The sequence below is a fragment of the Rhizobium sp. CFBP 13644 genome (assembly GCF_014842165.1).
Lineage (GTDB): Bacteria > Pseudomonadota > Alphaproteobacteria > Rhizobiales > Rhizobiaceae > Agrobacterium > Agrobacterium tumefaciens_C.
The window spans coordinates 262542-284142 of the sequence record NZ_JACYVF010000004.1 but is presented as its reverse complement, the minus strand read 5'-3'; the positions used below and the strand labels follow the sequence as shown (position 1 = coordinate 284142).

At 57.0% G+C, this 21601-nt stretch carries 18 protein-coding genes; 3 read left to right on the top strand and 15 right to left on the bottom strand.

The features are described 5' to 3' along the window. Positions 1-18: 18 nt before the first annotated feature. From IFT53_RS13790 to IFT53_RS13745, 10 genes are all read right to left on the bottom strand, one after another. Positions 19-2037 (bottom strand): sensor histidine kinase, encoded by a 2019-nt coding sequence (locus IFT53_RS13790; protein ID WP_192065397.1) that lies wholly within the window; start codon positions 2035-2037, stop codon positions 19-21. Further along, complete coding sequence (locus IFT53_RS13785) at positions 2030-3415, bottom strand: sigma-54-dependent transcriptional regulator (RefSeq protein WP_192065395.1); 1386 nt, start codon at positions 3413-3415, stop codon at positions 2030-2032. The genes IFT53_RS13790 and IFT53_RS13785 overlap by 8 nt, the downstream gene beginning before the upstream one ends. A 114-nt stretch (positions 3416-3529) precedes the next feature. Beyond that, positions 3530-4354, bottom strand: a complete 825-nt coding sequence (gene fdhD / locus IFT53_RS13780; protein ID WP_192065393.1) for a formate dehydrogenase accessory sulfurtransferase FdhD — start codon at positions 4352-4354, stop codon at positions 3530-3532. 214 nt (positions 4355-4568) lie between these two features. Then, positions 4569-4979 (bottom strand): F0F1 ATP synthase subunit epsilon, encoded by a 411-nt coding sequence (locus IFT53_RS13775; protein ID WP_192065391.1) that lies wholly within the window; start codon positions 4977-4979, stop codon positions 4569-4571. Between the two features lie 69 nt (positions 4980-5048). After that, a complete protein-coding gene (gene atpD, locus IFT53_RS13770) occupies positions 5049-6506 on the bottom strand; it encodes a F0F1 ATP synthase subunit beta (RefSeq protein ID WP_192065389.1) in 1458 nt (485 codons plus the stop codon). A 24-nt stretch (positions 6507-6530) separates the two neighbouring features. Next, complete coding sequence (locus tag IFT53_RS13765; RefSeq protein ID WP_042620072.1) at positions 6531-7409, bottom strand: F0F1 ATP synthase subunit gamma; 879 nt, start codon at positions 7407-7409, stop codon at positions 6531-6533. Between the two features lie 28 nt (positions 7410-7437). Next, positions 7438-8967 carry a F0F1 ATP synthase subunit alpha gene (gene atpA / locus IFT53_RS13760; protein WP_042620071.1) on the bottom strand — a complete coding sequence of 510 codons (1530 nt, stop codon included), beginning with the start codon at positions 8965-8967 and terminating at the stop codon, positions 7438-7440. Continuing rightward, on the bottom strand, positions 8967-9533 hold the full coding sequence (locus IFT53_RS13755; RefSeq protein WP_192065387.1) for a F0F1 ATP synthase subunit delta: 567 nt from the start codon (positions 9531-9533) through the stop codon (positions 8967-8969). The genes atpA and IFT53_RS13755 overlap by 1 nt, the downstream gene beginning before the upstream one ends. A gap of 260 nt (positions 9534-9793) precedes the next feature. Then, the gene (locus IFT53_RS13750) at positions 9794-10180 is read right to left on the bottom strand and encodes an AGROH133_08824 family phage infection protein (RefSeq protein WP_192065386.1); all 387 of its coding nucleotides are present in this window, start codon (positions 10178-10180) and stop codon (positions 9794-9796) included. 66 nt (positions 10181-10246) lie between these two features. Then, positions 10247-12478, bottom strand: a complete 2232-nt coding sequence (locus tag IFT53_RS13745; protein WP_192065384.1) for a primosomal protein N' — start codon at positions 12476-12478, stop codon at positions 10247-10249. 177 nt (positions 12479-12655) lie between these two features. On the opposite strand from IFT53_RS13745, the gene IFT53_RS13740 reads away from it, so the two are divergent. From IFT53_RS13740 to IFT53_RS13730, 3 genes are all read left to right on the top strand, one after another. Then, positions 12656-13591: a tyrosine recombinase XerC gene (locus tag IFT53_RS13740; RefSeq protein ID WP_192065382.1), complete on the top strand. Its 936-nt coding sequence runs from the start codon at positions 12656-12658 to the stop codon at positions 13589-13591. Positions 13592-13712: 121 nt separating this feature from the next. Next, positions 13713-14804 (top strand): TraB/GumN family protein, encoded by a 1092-nt coding sequence (locus tag IFT53_RS13735; RefSeq protein WP_192065380.1) that lies wholly within the window; start codon positions 13713-13715, stop codon positions 14802-14804. Between the two features lie 152 nt (positions 14805-14956). Continuing rightward, the gene (locus tag IFT53_RS13730) at positions 14957-16951 is read left to right on the top strand and encodes a BCCT family transporter (RefSeq protein WP_192065379.1); all 1995 of its coding nucleotides are present in this window, start codon (positions 14957-14959) and stop codon (positions 16949-16951) included. 75 nt (positions 16952-17026) lie between these two features. On the opposite strand, the gene lpdA is transcribed toward IFT53_RS13730, so the two are convergent. The 5 genes from lpdA to odhB all read right to left on the bottom strand — a co-directional run bounded on the left by lpdA (position 17027) and on the right by odhB (position 21595). Beyond that, entirely contained in the window at positions 17027-18433 is a 1407-nt protein-coding gene (gene lpdA / locus IFT53_RS13725; protein WP_192065377.1) for a dihydrolipoyl dehydrogenase, read from the bottom strand. 25 nt (positions 18434-18458) lie between these two features. Next, positions 18459-19211: an SDR family oxidoreductase gene (locus tag IFT53_RS13720; protein WP_192065375.1), complete on the bottom strand. Its 753-nt coding sequence runs from the start codon at positions 19209-19211 to the stop codon at positions 18459-18461. A gap of 25 nt (positions 19212-19236) precedes the next feature. Continuing rightward, a complete protein-coding gene (locus tag IFT53_RS13715) occupies positions 19237-19881 on the bottom strand; it encodes a LysE family translocator (RefSeq protein ID WP_192065373.1) in 645 nt (214 codons plus the stop codon). Between the two features lie 10 nt (positions 19882-19891). Continuing rightward, positions 19892-20305, bottom strand: coding sequence for an MAPEG family protein (locus IFT53_RS13710; protein WP_192065372.1), 414 nt, complete (start codon positions 20303-20305; stop codon positions 19892-19894). Between the two features lie 69 nt (positions 20306-20374). Beyond that, positions 20375-21595 (bottom strand): 2-oxoglutarate dehydrogenase complex dihydrolipoyllysine-residue succinyltransferase, encoded by a 1221-nt coding sequence (odhB, locus tag IFT53_RS13705; protein WP_192065370.1) that lies wholly within the window; start codon positions 21593-21595, stop codon positions 20375-20377. Between the last annotated feature and the right edge of the window lie 6 nt (positions 21596-21601).

The following is a 21601-nucleotide window of genomic DNA, read 5'->3' as shown; positions in this document are numbered from 1 at the left end:
AGAACCGGGCGTCCTGAGTCAAATGGCCTGAGGGAGCCAGACGGTGAACGATGTGCCGGAGCCAGGCGCACTTTCCACGCTGATCTCCCCGCCCTGGCGCGCAACCAGCATCTGGCTGACGGAAAGACCAAGGCCGGTGCCTTCCTGTTGCTTGGTCGTGAAGAAGGGATCGAAAATCCGGTTCACAACGTCTTCGGCCATGCCCACGCCCGTATCGGTCACAGTGATCGCCACGCCGCGAGAGCCATGACGTTCCTCATCCCGGCTTCCAAGCGTCAGTGTCCCGCCCTGCGGCATGGCATGGGCCGCATTGACGATGAGGTTGACCAGCACCTGCTGAAGCTCCGTGCGGTTCATCGCCAGAAGCCCGCTCGCTTCGTCGTTTCTCACGACATCTATACCTGCGCGACCCAGCACGTGCTTCACCAGTGGCATGCAATCGGAAATGACCGTTTCAGGGCTTTGCCGCTCTACATAGCCGGCAAACTCTTCAGGTCGTGCAAACTGCAGCAATTTGCCAACAATACGACTGATGCGATCGACCTGCTCGTCGATCAGATTGAACTCGGTCCTGGCAACATCTGCCTGCCCGCCCAGCATGCTGCGTGCAACTTCCAGATTCCCCTGAATGACGGCGATGGGATTGTTGATTTCATGCGCCACGCCTGCGGTAATCTCGCCAATCGTCGCCAGCTTTTCCGACATGACGAGCTGCTTCGTCGTCGCTTCAAGCCGCAGATTGGCAAGCTCAAGCTCCTGCGTTCGCTCTCCCACGCGTTCGTTCAGCTCCTCGTTCCACGCCCTCAGCTCGCCCTCGCGCTGTTGCAGCCGTGCCAGCAACTCATCCAGATGCACCGCAACCTGCCCGATTTCATCGCCCGTCGGGGCCAAACCGGTACGAGCTCCTAGGTCGCCGTCATCAACCCTGGAGATTGTCTGCGTCATGCGCTCCAGCGGTTTGAAAATGCCGCGCGCCCATCGGAGGAAAACCGGAATACTGATGATGGTTATGCCAAGAAACGCAGCAATGACCGAACTCAAGGTTTCATATTTTGCACTGGCAAAGGGTGCCTCCAGAAAGCCAACATAGAGCATGCCGATGCGCTTGCCGTAGCTATCCATCAGCGGCTCATAGGCGGAGATATACCAGTCATTGACGACATAAGCGCTGTCGAGCCAAACCTCACCGGCACCCAGCACGGCGCTACGCACGGCCTCCGACACGCGCGTGCCCAGAGCGCGGCGATTTTCAAAAAGCCGGACATTGGTGCTGATGCGCACATCATCCAGAAACATCGTGGCCGTTCCCTGGCTTCCCTCGGGCAAACTGGCTTGCCGATAGACGAGGTCATTGATCGTATCGATGAAATCAAGGTTCTGATTGAGAAGTTTGCCGCCAACCAGCGCGCGCGCTTGCGCGCCGCCAAGACGCAGCGGGCTTGCGGCATGGATCATCATGCCGCGAGTTTCAAACGTTCCGCCACCTTGCACCTGTGGCCCAGCCACAAGCTCGATACGCGCACGCTCCGCCAGCAGCGGAGAGAGTGCGGCCATATCCTGCCCTGAAAAAACATCCAGTGCATAGGATGCCTTGCCACCAAGTGCAGTTGCCCGCACCGGCCAATCCACGCGGGTCTTCTGCGCCTCAGTTCCGGCGCTTGCAGACACATCGCCATTGCCATCCACAACAAGCAGAAAATCGAGCCCCAGCTTTTGACGTTTGCCTTCAAGAAGGCTCGCAAGCCGCGCCGCGTCGCCAGTCCCGACGACATCGCGCAGCTCGGCGGAATTGGTAATGGCCTCCAGTCGCTCTCCCGTATTTTCGAGAATTGTTGCCAGATATTGATGCGCGAGCGTGAGATCGCTGCTGACCTTGGTGATCAACAGCGCGTCGAACTTGCCACTCCACCGCGACATTGTAACACTTAGGAGAAGAGGCAAAATGACGAGCGTCGGCAACAGGGCAATCGCGAGAAGCCGGAAACGAACCGACTTCAACGTTTCAAAAAGGGTTGAGATCCCGTGTTTTCTAGCCATGCCAGGACGACATCTTCCGATCGATCGTCTTGCGGGAGATGCCGAGACGGCGCGATGCCTCATCCCTGTTGCCCGCCACGTCGCTCAGGACAGCCAGAATATGGCGGCGCTCGACATCTTCCAACGTACCGGTTGGCGCAGCCACAGGTGCCACACCCCGCAAATCCATCGGGAAACGACCGAGAATGAGGCTGCGTTCGATGAAGTTACGAAGTTCACGGACATTGCCGGGCCAATGATAAGCCAGCAACGTGGCACGCACCGTATCATCAAGCGCAACCGGCGGCATGCCGAGCTGCCGCGAGAGCTTGTGCATGAAGAGGTCGGTCAGCTCGATGACATCGCGCTCACGGTCACGAAGTGGTGCGAGATAGATTTCCATCACGTTGATCCGGTAAAACAGATCCGCACGGAAACGACCCTTTTCCACATCCCCAGCCAGATCCGCATTGGTGGCGAAGATGAAGCGGATATCGACGGGCACTTCGCGCTCGGCACCGACGGGGCGCACCTTGCGATCCTCGATCACACGCAGGAGCTTGCTTTGCAAGGCAGGCGGCATCTCACCGATTTCATCCAGAAAGAGGGTTCCGCCCTGCGCGTGCAAAAACAATCCTTCACGGCGCGTGTCAGCACCGGTGAAAGCACCTTTGACGTGACCGAACAATTCGGTTTCGAGCATATCGGCCGGAATGGCCGCGCAGTTGATCGGCACGAAAGGCTTGCCGGCGCGGTCGGATAATTCATGAATGGAGCGCGCCAGCACCTCCTTGCCGGTGCCGGATTCGCCAGTCAGCAGAACCGATGTCGGAAGCGGTGCCACGCGGCTGATCATATCACGCGTCTGCTGAATGGTTGCGGAACTGCCGACCAGCCGATCACGCAGGAAAAGATGATCCGAGGCCGTTTTCAATTGATATTTCAATGCAGAGTTCTCACGCTGCAGATTGGACCTATCTAAAGCACGTGAGATTGCATTGAGGATCTGATTGGAACGAAACGGCTTCAGCACGAAATCTGCTGCACCGGCACGGATGGCCTGAATGGCGGTGTCGAGATCGGCATAGGCCGTCATCAGTATGGCATCTGCGTAAAAGCCGACGGCCCTTTGTTCAGCCAGCCATTCCAACCCGGTCTTTTTCGGCATTATATTATCGAGAATGACGATATCGAAATGCCGCTCATCCATTTTCTTCGTCGCTTCAGCCGTATCGGCGGCCTCATCTACGAAAGCGCAACGGACCTCGAGTGTCCGCATCAGAAAATTGCGCATGCCCGGCTCATCATCGACGATGAGAATGGAGGCTTTGGCAAGCCACGGCCCAAAATCAGTCTCAGACAATGCCACCCTCATCTCCGCGTTGACGTCATGCTGCATTGTGCTCTCCCGACAACCCGCGCGGGGGTTCGTTGGCCGGGCCGAAGGACCGTTTCGAATTGACGAATATCAAAGCTCGACGGGTTTGCAAAATGAATGATGGGTCGCGTCCACCTATAGGCTTTCAGCACAATCCAGCTTGATTCGGTCAGGCCGTGTGAAAATCTCCAGATCTTCACCCCGCAACAGTGCCACCAATGTCATTCCCGCCTCTTGCGCCGTTTCAATGGCCAACGCCGTTGGCGCCGAAACTGCGGCCAGAACGGGGCTGCCGAGGATGGCCGCCTTCTGCACCATCTCGACCGAGATACGGCTTGTTACGACAACCGCTCCCTCGCTACCGCTGTGTCCTTGGCGCAAAACCGCGCCTGCCAGCTTGTCCAGCGCATTGTGCCTGCCAACGTCCTCCCGCGCTGCGATAAGACCCTTAGCAGGGCTGTAAAAGGCAGCGCCATGCACCGCCCTTGTTTGGCGAAAGATGGGCTGCGCTCCTTGCAGCGCATCCATGGCAGCAACCAGATCACTTACACTAAGCGACATCTGATGGTTTGACACATCAGCGACAGTCCGAACCGCCTGCTCTATCGACTCTATCCCGCACAATCCGCAGCCTACCGGACCCGCCATCTGGCGGCGGCGCGTTCGCAAGGCGTCCGCCTGCTCATCGAAGAGAGTAACCTGGACATCAAACCCCTTCTCGCTTCGGATGACATCGATGGCCTCAATCTGGCTGGCCTCAACGATAATTCCTTCCGTCAGACTAAATCCGACCGCAAAATCCTCAAGATCGACAGGCGATGCCATCATCACAGCATGGGTGGAGCCACCATAGGAGAAGGCTACAGGCACTTCTTCGGCGACATTGCGGTCACTCGTCGTTACCAGACCATCGCGCCTGGATATCCGCTTCACCGGTCGATAGGCTGATAAAACCGACATGTTCAAACCTCTGTTGGCTGGTAGAAAGGGAGTGAAGGTCGCTTTCGCTGATCCTCATGCGGTGCGACGAACCAGTATGTGTATCTATTGTTCGAAAACTGGCAGCTCAATTGAACTGAAACCAATGGCCGACCAAAAATGCAAAAAGCGGCCCTAAGGCCGCTTGAGGTTTATTCGCTTGTGGACGGCGTTCTTAAGAACCCGTCCGGTGCTTTCAAGCGGCGACGAGGACCTCATGCAGGTTCGTCAATTCATAAAGATGCTTCTCGAGCTTGGTCAGGTGCTCGTGATGATGACCGCCGTCCTGAATTTCAGCACGGGCCGCATCAATGCGCTTCTGCAAATCACCAGGCGTGATGTCGTCTGCAGCCGTAGCAGATTCAGCAAGCAGCGTGCAACCGCTCTGAACGATGTCTGCAAAGCCGCCGAAAACAACGTATTTATGCGTTTCGCCGGATGCAGTCTTCACCGTCACGAGGCCTGGCTTGATCGTTGTCATCACAGGCGCGTGGTTCGGCAGAACTGTCATTTCGCCAAGCGTGGCCGGAATGACAACTTCAGTGACCGTCTCGGATACGAGCAGACGCTCGGGAGAAACAAGTTCGAATTTGAAAGTGTCGGCCATGGCTATTCACTTCTTCTTTGTTGCGCGACAGACAAGGGCGCGTGGCTGGCCTCGCGCCCTTTTGTTAGATTAGGCGACTTCAGCAGCCATCTTCTTTGCCTTTTCGATGGCTTCTTCCATCGAACCGACCATGTAGAAGGCAGCTTCTGGCAGGTGGTCATACTCGCCGTTGACGAGACCCTTGAAGCCCTTGATCGTGTCTTCGAGAGCAACCAGCTTACCAGGCGCGCCTGTGAAGATTTCGGCCACGAAGAACGGCTGGGACAGGAAGCGTTCGATCTTACGAGCGCGCGCAACGGCCAGACGGTCTTCTTCAGACAGTTCATCCATGCCAAGGATGGCGATGATGTCCTGGAGAGCCTTGTAGCGCTGCAGGGTCATCTGAACCTTACGGGCAACTTCATAGTGCTCTTCGCCAACGATCATCGGGTCAAGCATGCGCGACGTGGAGTCGAGCGGGTCAACAGCAGGGTAAATACCCTTTTCAGCGATCGAACGCGACAGAACCGTCGTTGCGTCCAAGTGGGCGAACGAGGTTGCAGGAGCCGGGTCGGTCAAGTCGTCGGCAGGGACGTAAATGGCCTGAACCGAGGTAATCGAACCCTTGGTCGTTGTGGTGATGCGTTCCTGCATCTGGCCCATGTCGGTTGCCAGCGTTGGCTGATAACCCACAGCAGAAGGAATACGACCCAAGAGAGCCGACACTTCGGAACCAGCCTGCGTGAAGCGGAAGATGTTGTCCACGAAGAACAGAACGTCCTGGCCCTTGTCGCGGAAGTCTTCAGCGATGGTCAGACCGGTCAGAGCAACGCGAGCGCGCGCACCTGGTGGTTCGTTCATCTGGCCGTAAACGAGAGCAGCCTTGGAGCCTTCGCCGCCGCCGTGCTTGTTCACGCCGGATTCGATCATTTCGTGGTAAAGGTCGTTGCCTTCGCGGGTACGTTCCCCCACGCCAGCGAATACCGAGTAACCACCGTGCGCCTTGGCAACGTTGTTGATCAGTTCCATGATCAGAACCGTCTTGCCAACGCCAGCGCCGCCGAACAGACCGATCTTACCGCCCTTTGCGTAAGGAGCGAGAAGGTCGACAACCTTGATGCCCGTTACCAGGATCTGGCCATCGGTGGACTGCTCAACATAGGAAGGCGCTTCCTGGTGGATAGCGCGCATGCCGGATGTGACCAGCGGACCTGCTTCGTCAACCGGCTCGCCGATGACGTTCATGATACGGCCGAGCGTCTCAGGACCAACAGGAACCGTGATCGGAGCGCCCGTATCATGGACGGCCTGACCGCGAACCAGACCTTCGGTCGAGTCCATGGCGATTGTACGCACGACGTTTTCGCCGAGGTGCTGAGCGACTTCGAGAACCAGACGGTTACCGTTGTTGTCAGTTTCAACCGCGTTCAGGATCGCAGGCAGGTCGCCTTCGAACGCCACGTCGACAACAGCGCCGATAACCTGCGTAACCTTGCCGGTCGCGCCAGTGATCGCTGTGGTTTTCTTTGGGGTAGCTGCCTTAGCCATTATCCTTACCCTCTTTCCTTAACCTCAGAGCGCTTCCGCGCCCGAAATGATTTCAATCAGTTCCTTGGTGATCTGAGCCTGACGCTGACGGTTATAGGAAAGCGTCAGCTTGTTGATCATTTCACCGGCGTTGCGCGTGGCGTTATCCATCGCGCTCATCTTGGCACCCATTTCGCCAGCAACGTTTTCGAGCAGAGCCCGGAAAACCTGAACCGAAATGTTGCGCGGAATCAGGTCTTCCAGAATGGAAGCCGCATCCGGCTCGTATTCGTAAATCGCTGTCTTTGCAGACTGTTCAGCCTCGACCGCAGGTGCCGCAGCAGGAATGAGCTGCAGACCCGTCGGGATCTGGCTGATGACCGACTTGAACTCGGAATAGATCAGAGTGCAGACATCGAACTCACCGGCGTTGAAACGCGCGATGATCTTCTTTGCTATGCCATCAGCATTCTCGAAACCAACCCGCTTCACCTCACGCAGTTCAATGCGCTCGATGATGTTGGATGCGAATTCGCGACGCAGGCTATCGTAGCCTTTTTTGCCGACAGTCATGATCTTGACCGTCTTGCCTTCTGCAATCAGCTTACGAGCACGATCACGGGCAAAACGAGAAATCTGCGCATTGAAACCACCGCAAAGGCCACGGTCAGCAGTGCAGACGACGAGCAGATGCACGTCGTCCTTGCCCGTACCGGTCATCAGAAGCGGAGCAACATCTGCCTCAACCGCCTGAGCGATATTGGCAAGAACGGCGCCCATGCGCTGCGAATAAGGCCGGGCGGCCTCCGCAGCTTCCTGGGCGCGCCGAAGCTTCGCCGCGGCGACCATTTTCATCGCCTTGGTAATCTTCTGCGTCGCCTTTACGGAGGCAATGCGGTTTTTCAGATCCTTTAGTGAAGGCATCCGTTATCCGTCCCAGTCACGAGTCTAATCAGGAGAAAGACTTGGCGAAGTTCTCAAGAGCAGTCTTCAACTTGCCCTTGGTGTCGTCGCTGACAGCCTTTTCCGTGCGGATTGTGTCGAGAATGTCCTTACCTTCCGAACGGAGGTAAGACAGCAGACCCTGCTCGAACTTGCTGATATCGGAAACAGCGACCTTGTCCAGGTAACCGTTCACACCAGCGAAGATCACCGCAACCTGCTCTTCCGTCTTGAGCGGAGAGAACTGTGGCTGCTTGAGCAATTCTGTCAGACGTGCACCACGGTTCAGCAAGCGCTGTGTGGAGGCGTCAAGGTCGGAACCAAACTGGGCGAACGCTGCCATTTCGCGATACTGGGCAAGCTCACCCTTGATCGAACCGGCAACCTGCTTCATGGCCTTGATCTGAGCGGCAGAACCAACGCGAGACACCGACAGACCGACGTTAACAGCCGGACGGATACCCTGATAGAACAGGTCGGTTTCAAGGAAGATCTGGCCGTCGGTGATCGAGATCACGTTGGTCGGAATAAACGCGGAAACGTCGTTACCCTGCGTTTCGATGACAGGCAGAGCTGTCAGCGAACCATTACCAGCATCGTCGCCCATCTTGGCGGCGCGCTCGAGAAGGCGCGAGTGGAGATAGAAAACGTCACCAGGATAAGCTTCGCGGCCCGGAGGACGACGCAGAAGAAGCGACATCTGACGGTAGGCGACAGCCTGCTTGGAAAGGTCGTCGTAACCGATCAGCGCGTGCTGGCCGTTATCACGGAAATATTCGCCCATCGCGCAACCGGCAAATGGTGCCAGATACTGCATTGGAGCAGGATCGGAAGCCGTAGCAGCAACGATGATGGAGTACTGCAGAGCGCCACGCTCTTCCAGAACCTTCACGAACTGCGCAACTGTCGAACGCTTCTGACCGATGGCAACGTAAACGCAGTACAGCTTTTCGCTGTCAGGACCATTGTCGTGAATGGCCTTCTGGTTCAGGATCGTGTCCAGAATGATAGCGGTCTTGCCGGTCTGACGGTCACCGATGACGAGCTCGCGCTGGCCACGACCGACAGGAATGAGAGCATCGATAGCCTTGAGGCCTGTCGACATTGGCTCATGAACCGACTTACGCGGAATGATACCTGGAGCCTTAACGTCAACGCGCGAACGGCGCGTGGCGTTGATTGGGCCCTTGCCGTCAATCGGGTTCCCGAGAGCGTCGACAACGCGGCCGAGAAGCTCTGGACCAACAGGAACGTCAACGATAGCGCCGGTCCGCTTAACGGTGTCGCCTTCCTTGATGTCACGGTCAGAACCGAAAATAACAACACCGACGTTGTCGTTTTCGAGGTTGAGGGCCATGCCGCGAATGCCGCCTGGGAATTCGACCATTTCACCGGCCTGGACATTGTCGAGGCCGTAAACGCGCGCAATACCGTCACCGACGGAAAGCACCTGGCCGACTTCCGAGACTTCTGCCTCGTTGCCGAAATTTTTGATCTGGTCTTTTAGAATTGCGGAAATTTCCGCGGCGCGGATATCCATCAGCCAACCTCTTTCAGTGCAAGCTTAAGGGTGGAAAGTTTGGTGCGAAGAGACGTATCTGTCTGGCGTGAACCAACCTTGACGATAAGACCGCCAAGAATGGATGGATCGACGGTCAGAGCGACCTTCACATCCTTACCAGTAACGCTCTTCAGCGCCGCCTTCAGTTCAGTTTCCTGCGCTTCATCCAGCGCATGGGCCGAGGTAACCTCGGCTGTAATCTCACCGCGATGTGCGGCAACGAATTCACGATAGGCAACGATCATGCCGGGAATGGCAAAGAGACGGCGATTGCCAGCAACGACCTTTAGAAAATTTGCAGCCAGGCCGGAGATACCAGCCTTCTCTGTAATGGCAGCAATCGCACTCGACTGCTCCTTTGCCGAAAAGACCGGGCTCGTGACCAGTCGCTTCAGATCATCACTCTCATTGAGCATGGCCTGAAACTTGTCGAGGTCGGCACCAACCGGTTCTACGACACCAGCTCCCAAGGCAAGCTCGAAAAGCGACGACGCATACCTTTCCGCTACACCGGATGTTCCATGGGAGGTATCTGCCACGGGCACTCTTTCCCTGCTAATCGTCCAAGAAAGGAGGGCTGATTCATCAGCTTTCCAAATTCTTGAAATCGTTTCAATTTCCCCGAAAAAGGCCGGAATTCCCCCCTGCCTTATCTCGATTTCGCGGTCCGTCTAGCATAGGACGCCGGGACTCGCAACACGCGTAGTAACGGAAACTGTCTTTTGGGCAAGAGGGTTGGCGCTTAATTTTCTGACTTCCGGCAAAAAAGCGCGTGAATAAAGACAAGTTCTCGTCAGTCAGCGTCTCAGACCAGTCCAAACACGTAGACCAAAGGCAGTGCAGCGAGGAAAAGGTGTACAACCATTAGTAGGCAATTGCGCAGAGTTGGGCCTCCGTCAGACAGAATCGACAACACTGCTCCAAAGGTCGCCAGCGCAAAAGTCGCTCCGAATGCCAGGTAGACCATGGGCTGCGCGAGAAGAAGCGCACTTGCGCCAAAGCCCAGATAGAATCCACCAAGTGACGAGCGAAGGAGCACGAGACCGTCTCGGCGGTCAGACAGGTAGCTCAGACCAAACATCCGAAAGGTCAGCCCCGGCGCAAACATCACGACAAGGCCGATGACCGCAGATATGGCAGCCGCCCAAAATGCCAGTTGCTCACCAAACTCGGTCGGAAAATAGAATTCCATGTGGTCTCCCCAAATCAGCGTTTTCCTGCCGCCTTATGGCATGCCGCATGGATGATCGGAAGAATCCTAGAGAAAACTTTGTGGATCGATGTCAACCTGGACATGGATCGAGCCGCGTTCTTTCGGTCCGCTGCCCAGCATGGCGCGCATGAAGGACTGCATGTCAGAATTTCTCTTGCCATGCACAAGCAGGCGGAACCGGTATCGCCCCCGGATCAGCGCAAGCGGCGCTTCGGCGGGCCCAAGCAACATGATGCCGGTGGCGGGCTGCGCCGCTGCGCGCAAGCCTCGGGCATGGGTTTCGGCCTCGCCACGCGTATCGGCTGACACAATGACAGATGCGAGCCTGCCGAATGGCGGCAACAGAGCCTTTTCCCGCTCGATCACCTCCCGCTCATAAAAGGCGGCGGCATCACCCGAAACGATGGCCTGCATGACGGGATGCTGTGGCTGGTATGTTTGTAAAAGACCATGGCTTTTGAGGCCGGTTCGGCCAGCGCGCCCGGTCACCTGCGAAAGAAGCTGGAACGTGCGCTCGGCAGCCCGTGGATCACCATTGGCAAGTCCAATATCCGCGTCGACGATGCCGACCAGCGTCATCAAAGGAAAGTTATGCCCCTTGGCGACAAGTTGGGTGCCGATAACGATATCCGCCTCGCCTTTGACGATGGCTTCCAGTTCAAGCCGCAGGCGCTTGACGCCCATGAGATCGGAAGAGAGCACGATTGTCCGCGCCTCCGGGAAGTGCTTTTCCACTTCCTCGGCAATACGCTCCACGCCGGGACCACAGGCTGCCAGATGATCGAAGGTGCCGCATTCCGGGCAATGATCCGGCGTTGGCTGGTTGTGGCCGCATTGGTGGCACTGAAGCTGGCTGCGAAACCGGTGTTCCACCAGCCAGCTGGAACATTGCGGGCACTGGAAGCGATGGCCGCAGACCCGGCACAGCGTGAGCGGCGCATAACCACGGCGGTTCAGAAACAGCAGGGATTGCTCGCCCTTTTCCAGGGTCTTGGTAATGCCGCGCAACAGCACCGGCGATAGAAATCCACCTTTCTCCGGTGGGTGCCGACGCATATCGACCAGATGAAGATCCGGCATTGCCGCATCGCCAAACCGCGTATGCAGATGGATGGTATTATAGCGGCCCGAAGTGCCGTTGACCTGACTTTCCACCGATGGCGTGGCAGACACCAGCACCACGGGGAAATCGGCTATGCGCGCACGCACCACCGCCATGTCCCGCGCATTGTAATAGACGCGGTCTTCCTGCTTGTAGGCAGGGTCGTGCTCTTCATCGACAATGATGAGGCCAAGATTATCGAAGGGCAGGAAAAGAGCCGAGCGCGCACCGGCGACCACACGCACCTCACCCGTCACTGTCTGCCGCCAGACCTTCTCACGCATGCGCGGGGAAATATCCGAATGCCATTCCGCCGGTTTGGAACCGAAGCGATCCTGAAAGCGGTCGAGAAACGATGCCGTTAGCGCGATTTCCGGCAGCAGAATCAACACCTGCTTGCCCTGCCTCAACGTCTCGGCAACGGCCTCGAAATAGACCTCGGTCTTGCCGGAGCCCGTAACGCCATCAATCAACGAAACGGCAAACCCGCCCTTTCTCACATCCTCCAGAATTTCGGATGCCGCCTGCTTCTGAGGACCTTCCAGCCTGGGTTCGGTATAGTCAGGGTCCGGCTCTGCCACGACGGCAGGAGCTGGCAGAAAAACAGTCTCGAAAATGCCCTGCTTGGCCAGACCATCAATGACGCTGGCTGATACACCGGCGGCATTGGAAAGACCGCTTTTGGTCCAGGCATGCCCTTCAGCCGCAAGGGAAAGCACCCGCTCTCGCGCGGGCGTCGAGCGTTCGGGACGGGCTTCCGTCAACCGCAGACCTTCGATCATCGGTTCGGGATCGAAGGCTGCAGGCGCACGCAGCGCCATGCGCGCCACCAGACCCGGCGGTGACAGTGTGTAGGCCGCAACCCAGTCTATGAAGCGGCGCATTTCCGCGCGCATGGGCGGGCAATCGAAGGTCTTTGTGATGGGTCGAAGCTTTTTTGGATCGACGGTTGCCCCATCGCTCTTATCCCAGACCACGCCGATGACCTGCCGCGGGCCCAATGGCACCTGGACGATAGAACCGGGCTCGACGACCATATCTGCTGGCACCGCATAGCTGTAGGGTCCGGGCGCGGGCAATGGCACCAGAACGGGTACAGCCGACACAGGGTCAGCCAAGGCGGGCTTGCGCTGATCAAACAGCGCCCCGAACAGATCGGTCGATTCTTTTGCCATGATGCTGGCGACAATGCCCTCTGGAGGTGGAAAAGGGAACCTTTAGCGCAACGAACCCGAAATCGGAATCGATTTTCAAAGAGCGCTATCTTCCCCTTGGATGAGCCCACCTCATGCTTTTAACCAAATGCAGACAAGGATCATATAGGGTCTGTTTGACATGATGGGATATACGCCTTGGAAGAAATCCTCACCTTTGCCGATCCGGAACTCCTAAGCGAGCGGCAAGCCTGGTTGTCATCGCTGGAGGGCGAACGGCGGCTGGCGGACAATACGCTGGAAGCCTACGAGCGCGACACACGCCAATATCTCATCTTCATGACGGGCTATATTGGCCATCCGACGCGCATCAAGGATGTTGCCAATCTGCGCCCTGTCGATCTTCGCGCTTTTCTGGCATCCCGGCGAAAGGAAGGTGCGGGCGCCCGCTCACTCGGCCGCCATCTCGCTGGGCTGCGGTCTTTCCTGCGCTATCTGGAAAAGAAGGGTATTGTGAATGCTGCGGGCGCCACCGCCATGCGCTCGCCAAAACAGCCCAAATCCTTGCCCAAGCCGCTGACGGACAGACAGGCGCTGAAAATCACCACAGCGGATGCACAATTGGCCGAAGAGCCATGGATTGCAGCGCGCAACGCCGCCGTTCTGGCGCTGCTCTATGGCTGCGGCCTGCGCATTTCAGAAGCACTCAATTTGACACCCGCCGATCTGACCTCAGGAACCCGCAGCCTGCGCGTGACCGGCAAAGGCAACAAGATGCGCATCGTGCCGCTTCTGCCGGTGGTTCTGGAGGCTGTGGAAACCTATAGCAAACTCTGCCCTTATCACGTGGCACCAAACGAACCGCTGTTTCTTGGCGCGCGAGGCGGCAAGCTTCAGCCAGCGATCATCCAGCGGGAGATGCAGAAATTGCGCAGCGCATTCGGCCTTCCGGACAATGCCACGCCGCATGCCCTGCGCCATTCCTTCGCCACCCATCTTCTGGCGGGTGGCGGCGATCTGCGCACCATTCAGGAATTGTTGGGCCACGCCAGCCTCTCCACAACGCAAATCTATACCGGCGTCGATACAGCAAGGTTGCTGGAGATTTATGATAACGCCCACCCACGCGCTTAAGGCGAGTTTTACTGGCGATGCTTAAGATGAAACGAGTGGCAACCCATTGTTAACCAAGCACGTTAACCGTCCATGCAAATACACCCTCTTATAAGCGACGGCAGCAAATGTGGGTGATTCGATGATTGTTCTTTCCAGACCGCAAAACATGACATCGCTGCTGATGGGCCGCATTGGAGACGCGCTGCTGTGGCTGTTTGCATCCGTGCACGTCGTTGCCATCGCCGTCCTCGTCCTGACGCTGCTGTCGCTGACGGAGGCGAACGCTTCCGAGCCAGCCATCACCTGCGCCGGAAGTGATATTCTTGGCGACATGCAGACCAAAAATCCCGCGGCCTATGACGCGATTGTTGCCGAGGCCAACTCGGTGCCAAACGGCAAAGGCACATTCTGGAAAATAGAAAAGCCGGGCGTGGAGCCATCCTGGCTGCTCGGCACCATGCATATTTCCGATCCCCGCGTGCTGGCTATGCCACAGGGCGCTCAGTCCGCCTTCGACAAGGCTGCAACCGTCATTGTCGAATCCGATGAGATCACCGACGAGAAGCAGGCATCCGCCAAGCTTCTTGCCAAGCCCGAATTGATGATGTTTCTCGATGGCAAATCCATCACCGGCCTGCTGCCGAAGGATGATGTTGCAAAGCTCGAAGCAGGCCTCAAAGAGCGCGGCATTCCGCTGAATGCCGTGATGAAAATGAAGCCGTGGATATTGTCGAGCTTCGTTGCGCTTCCAGCCTGCGAATTTGCTCGCAAGGCACGCGGCGCAAGCTTTCTCGATATGAAGCTTGCCAATGATGCGCTTGCCGATGGCAAAAAACTTGTAGGACTTGAGACCATTCTGGAACAGATTGAGGCCTTGTCCGATCTGCCCATGCCCTATCACATTCATTCGCTGATCGACATGCTTGAACTGGGTGATCGCATGGAAGATGTCATGGCGACGATGATCGACCTCTACCTCAAAGGCGAGATAGCGATGATCATGCCGATGATGAAGAGCATCGACGACAATGTTGCCGAGCGCCAGAATGAGTATGATGCCTTTGAACAGCGTGTGATCAATGACCGGAACCACGTGATGGCGGATAGGGCCACCCCGCATCTGGAAAAAGGCAATGTCTTCATGGCTGTGGGCGCGCTGCACTTGCCTGGTAAGGTCGGTGTCGTGGAGCTTCTGCGTGAAAAAGGCTTTACGCTGACTGCCGTTCAGTAAGGTCTGACGTTTCCGTAACCCACTGTAAAATTAGAATATTCTAATTTTTCAAATTCGCGCCGCATGCAACTTTCTCGCGCGCAATTCATTCCCCCTGCTAACGGCGCGCTTTGCGTTGCTGAACGCTTGTCTTTTTGTGAGGGGAAGAACGAATGGCAGAAGAGGAACCGTCAGCCCAAAAGCGCGTAGGCTTGACAGAGGGCGTCAACAAACCGGTTTTCATTTGGTCAGTCGCACTGACGCTGGCCTTCGTCATTGCCGGAGTTGTTGCGCCGGAAGGCTCAGCCGCTGTGTTCAGCGGTGCGCAGTCATGGATTGTCACTGAGCTCGGCTGGGTCTACCTGCTATCGGTCGCTGTCTTTCTCATATTCATGCTTTATCTGGGCTTTTCCAGCCACGGAAAGATCAAGCTCGGTCCCAACCATTCCGAACCCGATTACAGCTATGGCGCATGGTTTTCCATGCTGTTTGCCGCAGGCATGGGCATCGGCCTCGTGTTCTTCGGCGTGGCGGAGCCGGTCAAACATTTCACTGCACCGCCGGTCGGCGATGCTGCAACGGTTGAAGCCGCCCGCACCGCCATGGAAATCAGCTATTTCCACTGGGGCCTGCACGCATGGGCGGTCTATGCCGTTATCGGCCTCTCGCTTGCCTATTTCTCGTTTCGCCATGGCCTGCCGCTCACCATGCGCTCGGCGCTCTACCCGCTGATCGGCGACCGAATTTACGGCCCGATCGGCAACGCGGTGGATATCTTCGCCGTTATCGGCACACTCTTTGGCGTCGCGACATCGCTCGGGCTCGGCGTGCTCCAGGTCAATGCGGGCTTCAACCACATCCTCGGCTGGCCGATCAGTTTCTGGATCCAGTTGCCGCTGATTGTCGTGATTACCGGCATGGCAACACTGTCCGTCGCGACAGGTCTTGATAAGGGCATCAAGTTTCTGTCCAACCTGAACATGATGATGGCTGTGGCCCTCATGCTGTTCGTCTTCGTCATGGGACCGACGACCTTCCTTCTGCGCGCTTTCGTGCAGAACCTCGGTGCCTATCTCGACCAGTTCGTTCTGCGCACCTTCTACATGTACGCCTATGCGCCGAATACGGGTCCGAGCGAATGGCTGGGTGACTGGACCTTGTTCTATTGGGGTTGGTGGATTGCCTGGTCGCCTTTTGTGGGCATGTTCATTGCCCGCATTTCGCGTGGACGCACCATCAGGGAATTCATATCCGGTGTCTTGCTCGTTCCAGCTGGCTTCAGTTTCGCCTGGATGACGGTTTTCGGCGATACGGCAATTTCCATGCACTTGACCGGAGCAACCACTGCAGTATCCGACGCTGTCGGACAGGACGTGACACTCGCGCTCTTCGTGTTCCTCGAACAATTCCCGTTCGGCGTTTACGTTTCGTGGTTTGCCATGGTGCTGATCGTGTTCTTCTTCGTCACCGGCGCTGATTCGTCGGCACTGGTTATCGATACACTGACATCGGGTGGACGCGAGGACGGACCAACGGCACGGCGCGTGTTCTGGGCCATTGTCTCAGGTGTCATTGGCGCGATCCTGTTGTCGACCGGCGGCCTTGATGCACTTCAAACGGCCTCCATTGCCGGTGCTCTGCCTTTCACCTTTGTCATGCTGTTGATGTGCTGGGGTCTGTGGAAGGGGCTGCAACGTGAAGGTCTGCGCCAGAACGCACTGGTCCAGAGCCTGCGTCCTCGCCAGTCAGCGAGCTGGCAGAGGCAGTTGCAGGGTATTCTCAACCATCCGGGCAAGGCTGAGACCGAAACCTTCCTGACCAATACCGTCACACCGGCGCTGGAAGCTGTGGCGCTTGAGCTTGAGAAGCGTTCGCTGGTTTCAACCGTGGACAAGGGAGAGGACCGGCTAAGACTGACCGTCATGCCAGGTGAGACGGAGGAGTTCATCTATGGCATTCGCCTGCGCCGGTATGCGACACCGGGTTATAGTTTCTTCGAAAGCCAATCCAGCCGCAAAAAGGCTGAGCATTATTACCGGGCGGAAGTTTTCCTTTCGGATGGCGGGCAGGATTACGATGTGATGGGCTTCACAAAAGAAGAGCTCATTCAGGACGTGCTGCTGCAATATGACCGGCACTTCCAGTATCTTCACGCTATCAGAAGCTGACGCTGACGATAAAAATCGCGCATAAAAAAGGCCGCAATCCCGAGGGAGTTGCGGCCTTTTCGTTAGCATCAAAGCTTACATGTGGATTGGCTTGAAGAAGGTTGCGAGTGCTGCTTCCTTCACTGCCTCAGACATGGTCGGGTGTGCGTGGCAGGTGCGGCCCAGATCTTCCGAAGAACCGCCAAACTCCATCAGCACGGAGATTTCCTGGATCAGTTCGCCAGCGCCGAAGCTGACAATATGCCCGCCCAGCACGCGATCTGTTTCCTTGTCGGCGAGGATTTTCACGAAACCATCCGTGACCTGCATGGCGCGTGCGCGACCATTGGCTGTGAACGGGAACTTGCCAACCTTGTAGGCAATGCCCGTAGCCTTCAGTTCTTCTTCCGTCTTGCCGACAGAGGCGACTTCCGGCTGGGTGTAAACGACACCGGGAATGACATCGTAATTCACATGACCATGCTGACCGGCAAGAATTTCTGCCAGCGCCACGCCTTCGTCTTCTGCCTTATGCGCCAGCATCGGACCCTTGACCACGTCGCCAATGGCATAAATGCCTTCGACATTGGTCTTGTAGTGACCGTCGATTTCAACGCGGCCACGGCCATCGAGAACAACGCCCGCTTCGGCCAGACCAAGGCCTTCGGTGTAAGGCTTGCGGCCTGTGGCAATCAACACGACATTGGCGTCGAGCGTTTCAGCAGCGCCGCCCTTGACCGGCTCGAACACGACCTTGGCGCCATCGCCAGACTTTTCGACGGCAGTGACCTTCGCACCCATCTTGAAATCAATCCCCTGCTTGGCAAACAGACGCTGCGCCTGCTTGGAAAGCTCGCCATCCATGCCGGCAAGGATGTTGTCGAGATATTCAACGACCGTTACCTTCGCGCCCAGACGCGACCAGACCGAGCCAAGCTCCAGGCCGATAACACCGCCGCCAACAACGATCATCTTTTCCGGCACCTTGGTCAGCGCAATGCCACCAGTGGAGGATACGATGACCTGCTCATCAATATCGACCTGAACGCCCGGAATGCCTGCAATGTCGGAACCGGTTGCGATCACGATGTTCTTGGTTTCGATTTCCTGCACATCGCCATTGTCGCTCGTGACCGAAACCTTGCCAGCGCCGACAACCTTGCCGAGACCCTGGAATGTATCGATCTTGTTCTTCTTGAACAGGAATGCGACGCCATCGACATTGGCCTTCACCACGCCGTCCTTGTGCGCCATCATCTTGTCGAGGTTCAGCGTAGGAGGAGAGACCTCAACGCCGAGGCTGTCCACACCGTGGGCAACATGCGCGAAGACCTCGGATGCGTGCAGCAGGGCCTTGGACGGAATGCAGCCGACATTGAGGCAAGTGCCGCCATAGGTCGCACGCTTTTCGATTACGGCAACCTTCAGTCCGAGCTGCGCTGCCTTGACGGCGCAAACATATCCGCCGGGGCCTGTACCGATAACAACTACATCATAAGCCATTGTAATTTCCTTCGTTAATTGGCGTCTATCTGCCGCCACTCACATTCAATATTGCCCCAGTGACATAAGATGCCTCTGGCGAGAGCAGGTATAAAACCGAATCTGCAATTTCACCGGCCGTTCCGGGGCGCTGCATAGGCACCAGATGGGCCAGATCTCTGGCGCGATCCGGCAATCCGCCGGATGCGTGGATGTCGGTATCGATGATGCCGGGACGGATCGCATTGACGCGAATGCCCTCATTGGCGACTTCGCGTGCAAGACCAATTGTGAACGTATCCACCGCGCCCTTCGAGGCAGCGTAATCCACATATTGCCCGGGGCTGCCCAGCACCGCTGCGGCGGAGGATATGTTGACGATGGAACCGCCCTTCCCACCATGCCGCGTGGACATGCGCTTGACCGCCTCGGATGCGCAGCGAATCTTGCCAATCACATTGATGGCGAACATGCGGTCCAATCGCTCACGCGAAAATTCGTCGACACGTGCTGTCACATCGACCACGCCAGCATTGTTGACCAGCCCGTCTATGCGGCCAAATTCCGTGTCAACCGCATTGAAAATAGCAGCAATGCCGTCTTCATGGCCCGTATCGCCTTGCACGATGCGGGCAATTCCGCCCTTGTCGGCAATCTCGGCGGCAACAGCTTGCGCCGCGGCTTCGTTGGACACGTAATTGATCAGAACACGCCAGCCGCGCTCAGCCGCTTTCAAAGCGACGGACGCGCCAATGCCGCGGCTGCCACCGGTGACAACGAGAACGGGTCCATCGATCATGTGTTCAATCCTCCGGGCCGCAATATCAGGCAGCTTTTTCCGTTGCCAGCTTGATGCCAAGAGCAATGAACACCACGCCGCTGGTGCGATCAATCCATTGGCTGGCGCGACCGAAAGCGGCACGCATCCGCGGCGTCGTCATGAACATGCTGACAGCGATGAACCAGACGATCAGGCAACTGGCCATGACAAGGCCATAACCGAATTTGATGGCGATGGGCGTGTGAGCACCAACGACTGTCGAGAAAATGGACAGGAAGAAAAAGACCGGCTTCGGGTTGAGCGCATTGGCAGCGAAGCCCAGCGTGAACGCCTTGACGGCAGATTGCTCGCTCAAGCGCGGTTCATCACCTTCATTCGTTGCGACTGTCATATCGGTCTTGCTGGCACGCAGCGACTTGACGCCGATATAGATCAGGTAAGCAACGCCGAACCATTTCACGATGTTGAACAGGTAGACGGATTGGGAAATGATCAGTCCGAGGCCAAGGATGGTATAGGTGACATGGAACATCAACGATGTGCCGACGCCAAAGCTCGTGATGATGGCCTGGCGGCGTCCATGCACGATGGCCTGACGCATGACCATGGCAAGGTCAGCCCCCGGAGACACGATAGCAAACGAGAAGATCGCCATCAGGGATGCGAGCTCGATCAGATATGGATGCATCAAACGTCCCCTAGAACAGCAATACGAACAGCATCAGCAAAAGTCCGATCATCGAGCCGATCCAGACCAACGACCTGATATAAGGAATGCCTGCCAGATAGAGTGGGATATAGATGATACGGCAGATGATCCACAGCCAAGCACCGATCAGCGCCAGTCCGGCGGGATCGCCCGCCATGACCACACCAAAGGCCAATGCGATGAATGCCGGGTAGGTTTCCCGGAAGTTTGCACTGGCACGTTCGGCTCTGCCCGCCAGCTTGCCCTCTACTTTTTTACCCTCGTCCCGGGGACCGGCATTCCATTGCGAACCAAACTCCTTCGTCGCGGCCATGGCCTGCAAGACGATATGGGCGATCAGAATAAGGATGCTTATCCCGATGAGGGGCAAAAAAGGTGACGCGGCAAGAAACGTGGGCTGCATATGCAAGCTCCTGAAACAGTATCAGCGGGACTCCAGTTGAAACCCCGCTGATGGAAAAAGCAAGTTCGATCAGAGATCGAGAACCAGACGCTCTGGATCCTCAAGGCTTTCCTTGACGCGAACGAGGAATGTCACGGCTTCCTTGCCATCAACGATGCGGTGATCGTAGGAGAGCGCGAGATACATCATCGGACGGATCACGACCTGACCGCCAATGGCAACCGGACGATCCTGGATCTTGTGCATGCCCAGGATACCGGACTGTGGAGCGTTGAGGATCGGCGAGGACATCAGCGAACCATAGACACCACCATTGGTGATGGTGAAAGTGCCGCCCTGCATGTCTGCCATGCCCAGAGAACCATCGCGTGCTGCCTTGGCAAGACGGCCCAGTTCCTTTTCAACGCCAGCAATCGAGCGCTGATCGGCATCGCGGATAACAGGAACGACAAGGCCCTTATCCGTGCCGACGGCCATGCCGACGTGACAATAGTTCTTGTAGATGATGTCATTGCCATCAATTTCAGCGTTAACGGCAGGCAGTTCCTTCAGGGCATGTGTCACAGCCTTTGTGAAGAAGCCCATGAAGCCCAGCTTGACGCCATGCTTCTTCTCGAACACGTCCTTGTAGCGATTGCGCAGTTCCATGACCGCAGTCATGTCCACTTCGTTATAGGTGGTCAGCATCGCGGCTGTGTTCTGTGCGTCCTTCAGGCGGCGCGCAATGGTCTGGCGCAGGCGGGTCATCTTCACGCGCTCTTCGCGAACAGCATCGCCCTCGGAAGAGGCGGGACGTGGCGCGGAAACGGCAGCAGGTGCTGCTGCAGGAGCGGATGTGCCCTTGGCAACAGCTGCCAGAACGTCACCCTTCAGAACCTGACCACGCTTGCCGGAACCGTCAACCTGATCGGCCGACAGATTGTTTTCAGCCAGCAGCTTTCCAGCAGCAGGTGCTGGTGGCATGGAGCTTGGTGCAGAAGAAACAGCGGCAGGTGCAGCTTCTGGAGCCTTTGCCGGTGCAGCCGCAGGTGCGGATGGAGCAGCGCCGGCTGCACCTTCAGCGATCTGGCCGAGCAGCGCGTCAAGACCGACGGTCTCGCCGTTCTGTGCAACGATTTCTGTGAGAACGCCGGAAGCAGGCGCTGGGACTTCAACGGTAACCTTGTCGGTTTCCAGCTCTACCAGCGGCTCGTCAGCCTTGACGGTATCGCCAACCTTTTTGAACCAGGTGCCGACAGTTGCTTCGCTGACGGACTCGCCGAGGGTTGGTACGCGGATTTCAGTGGCCATGATCTA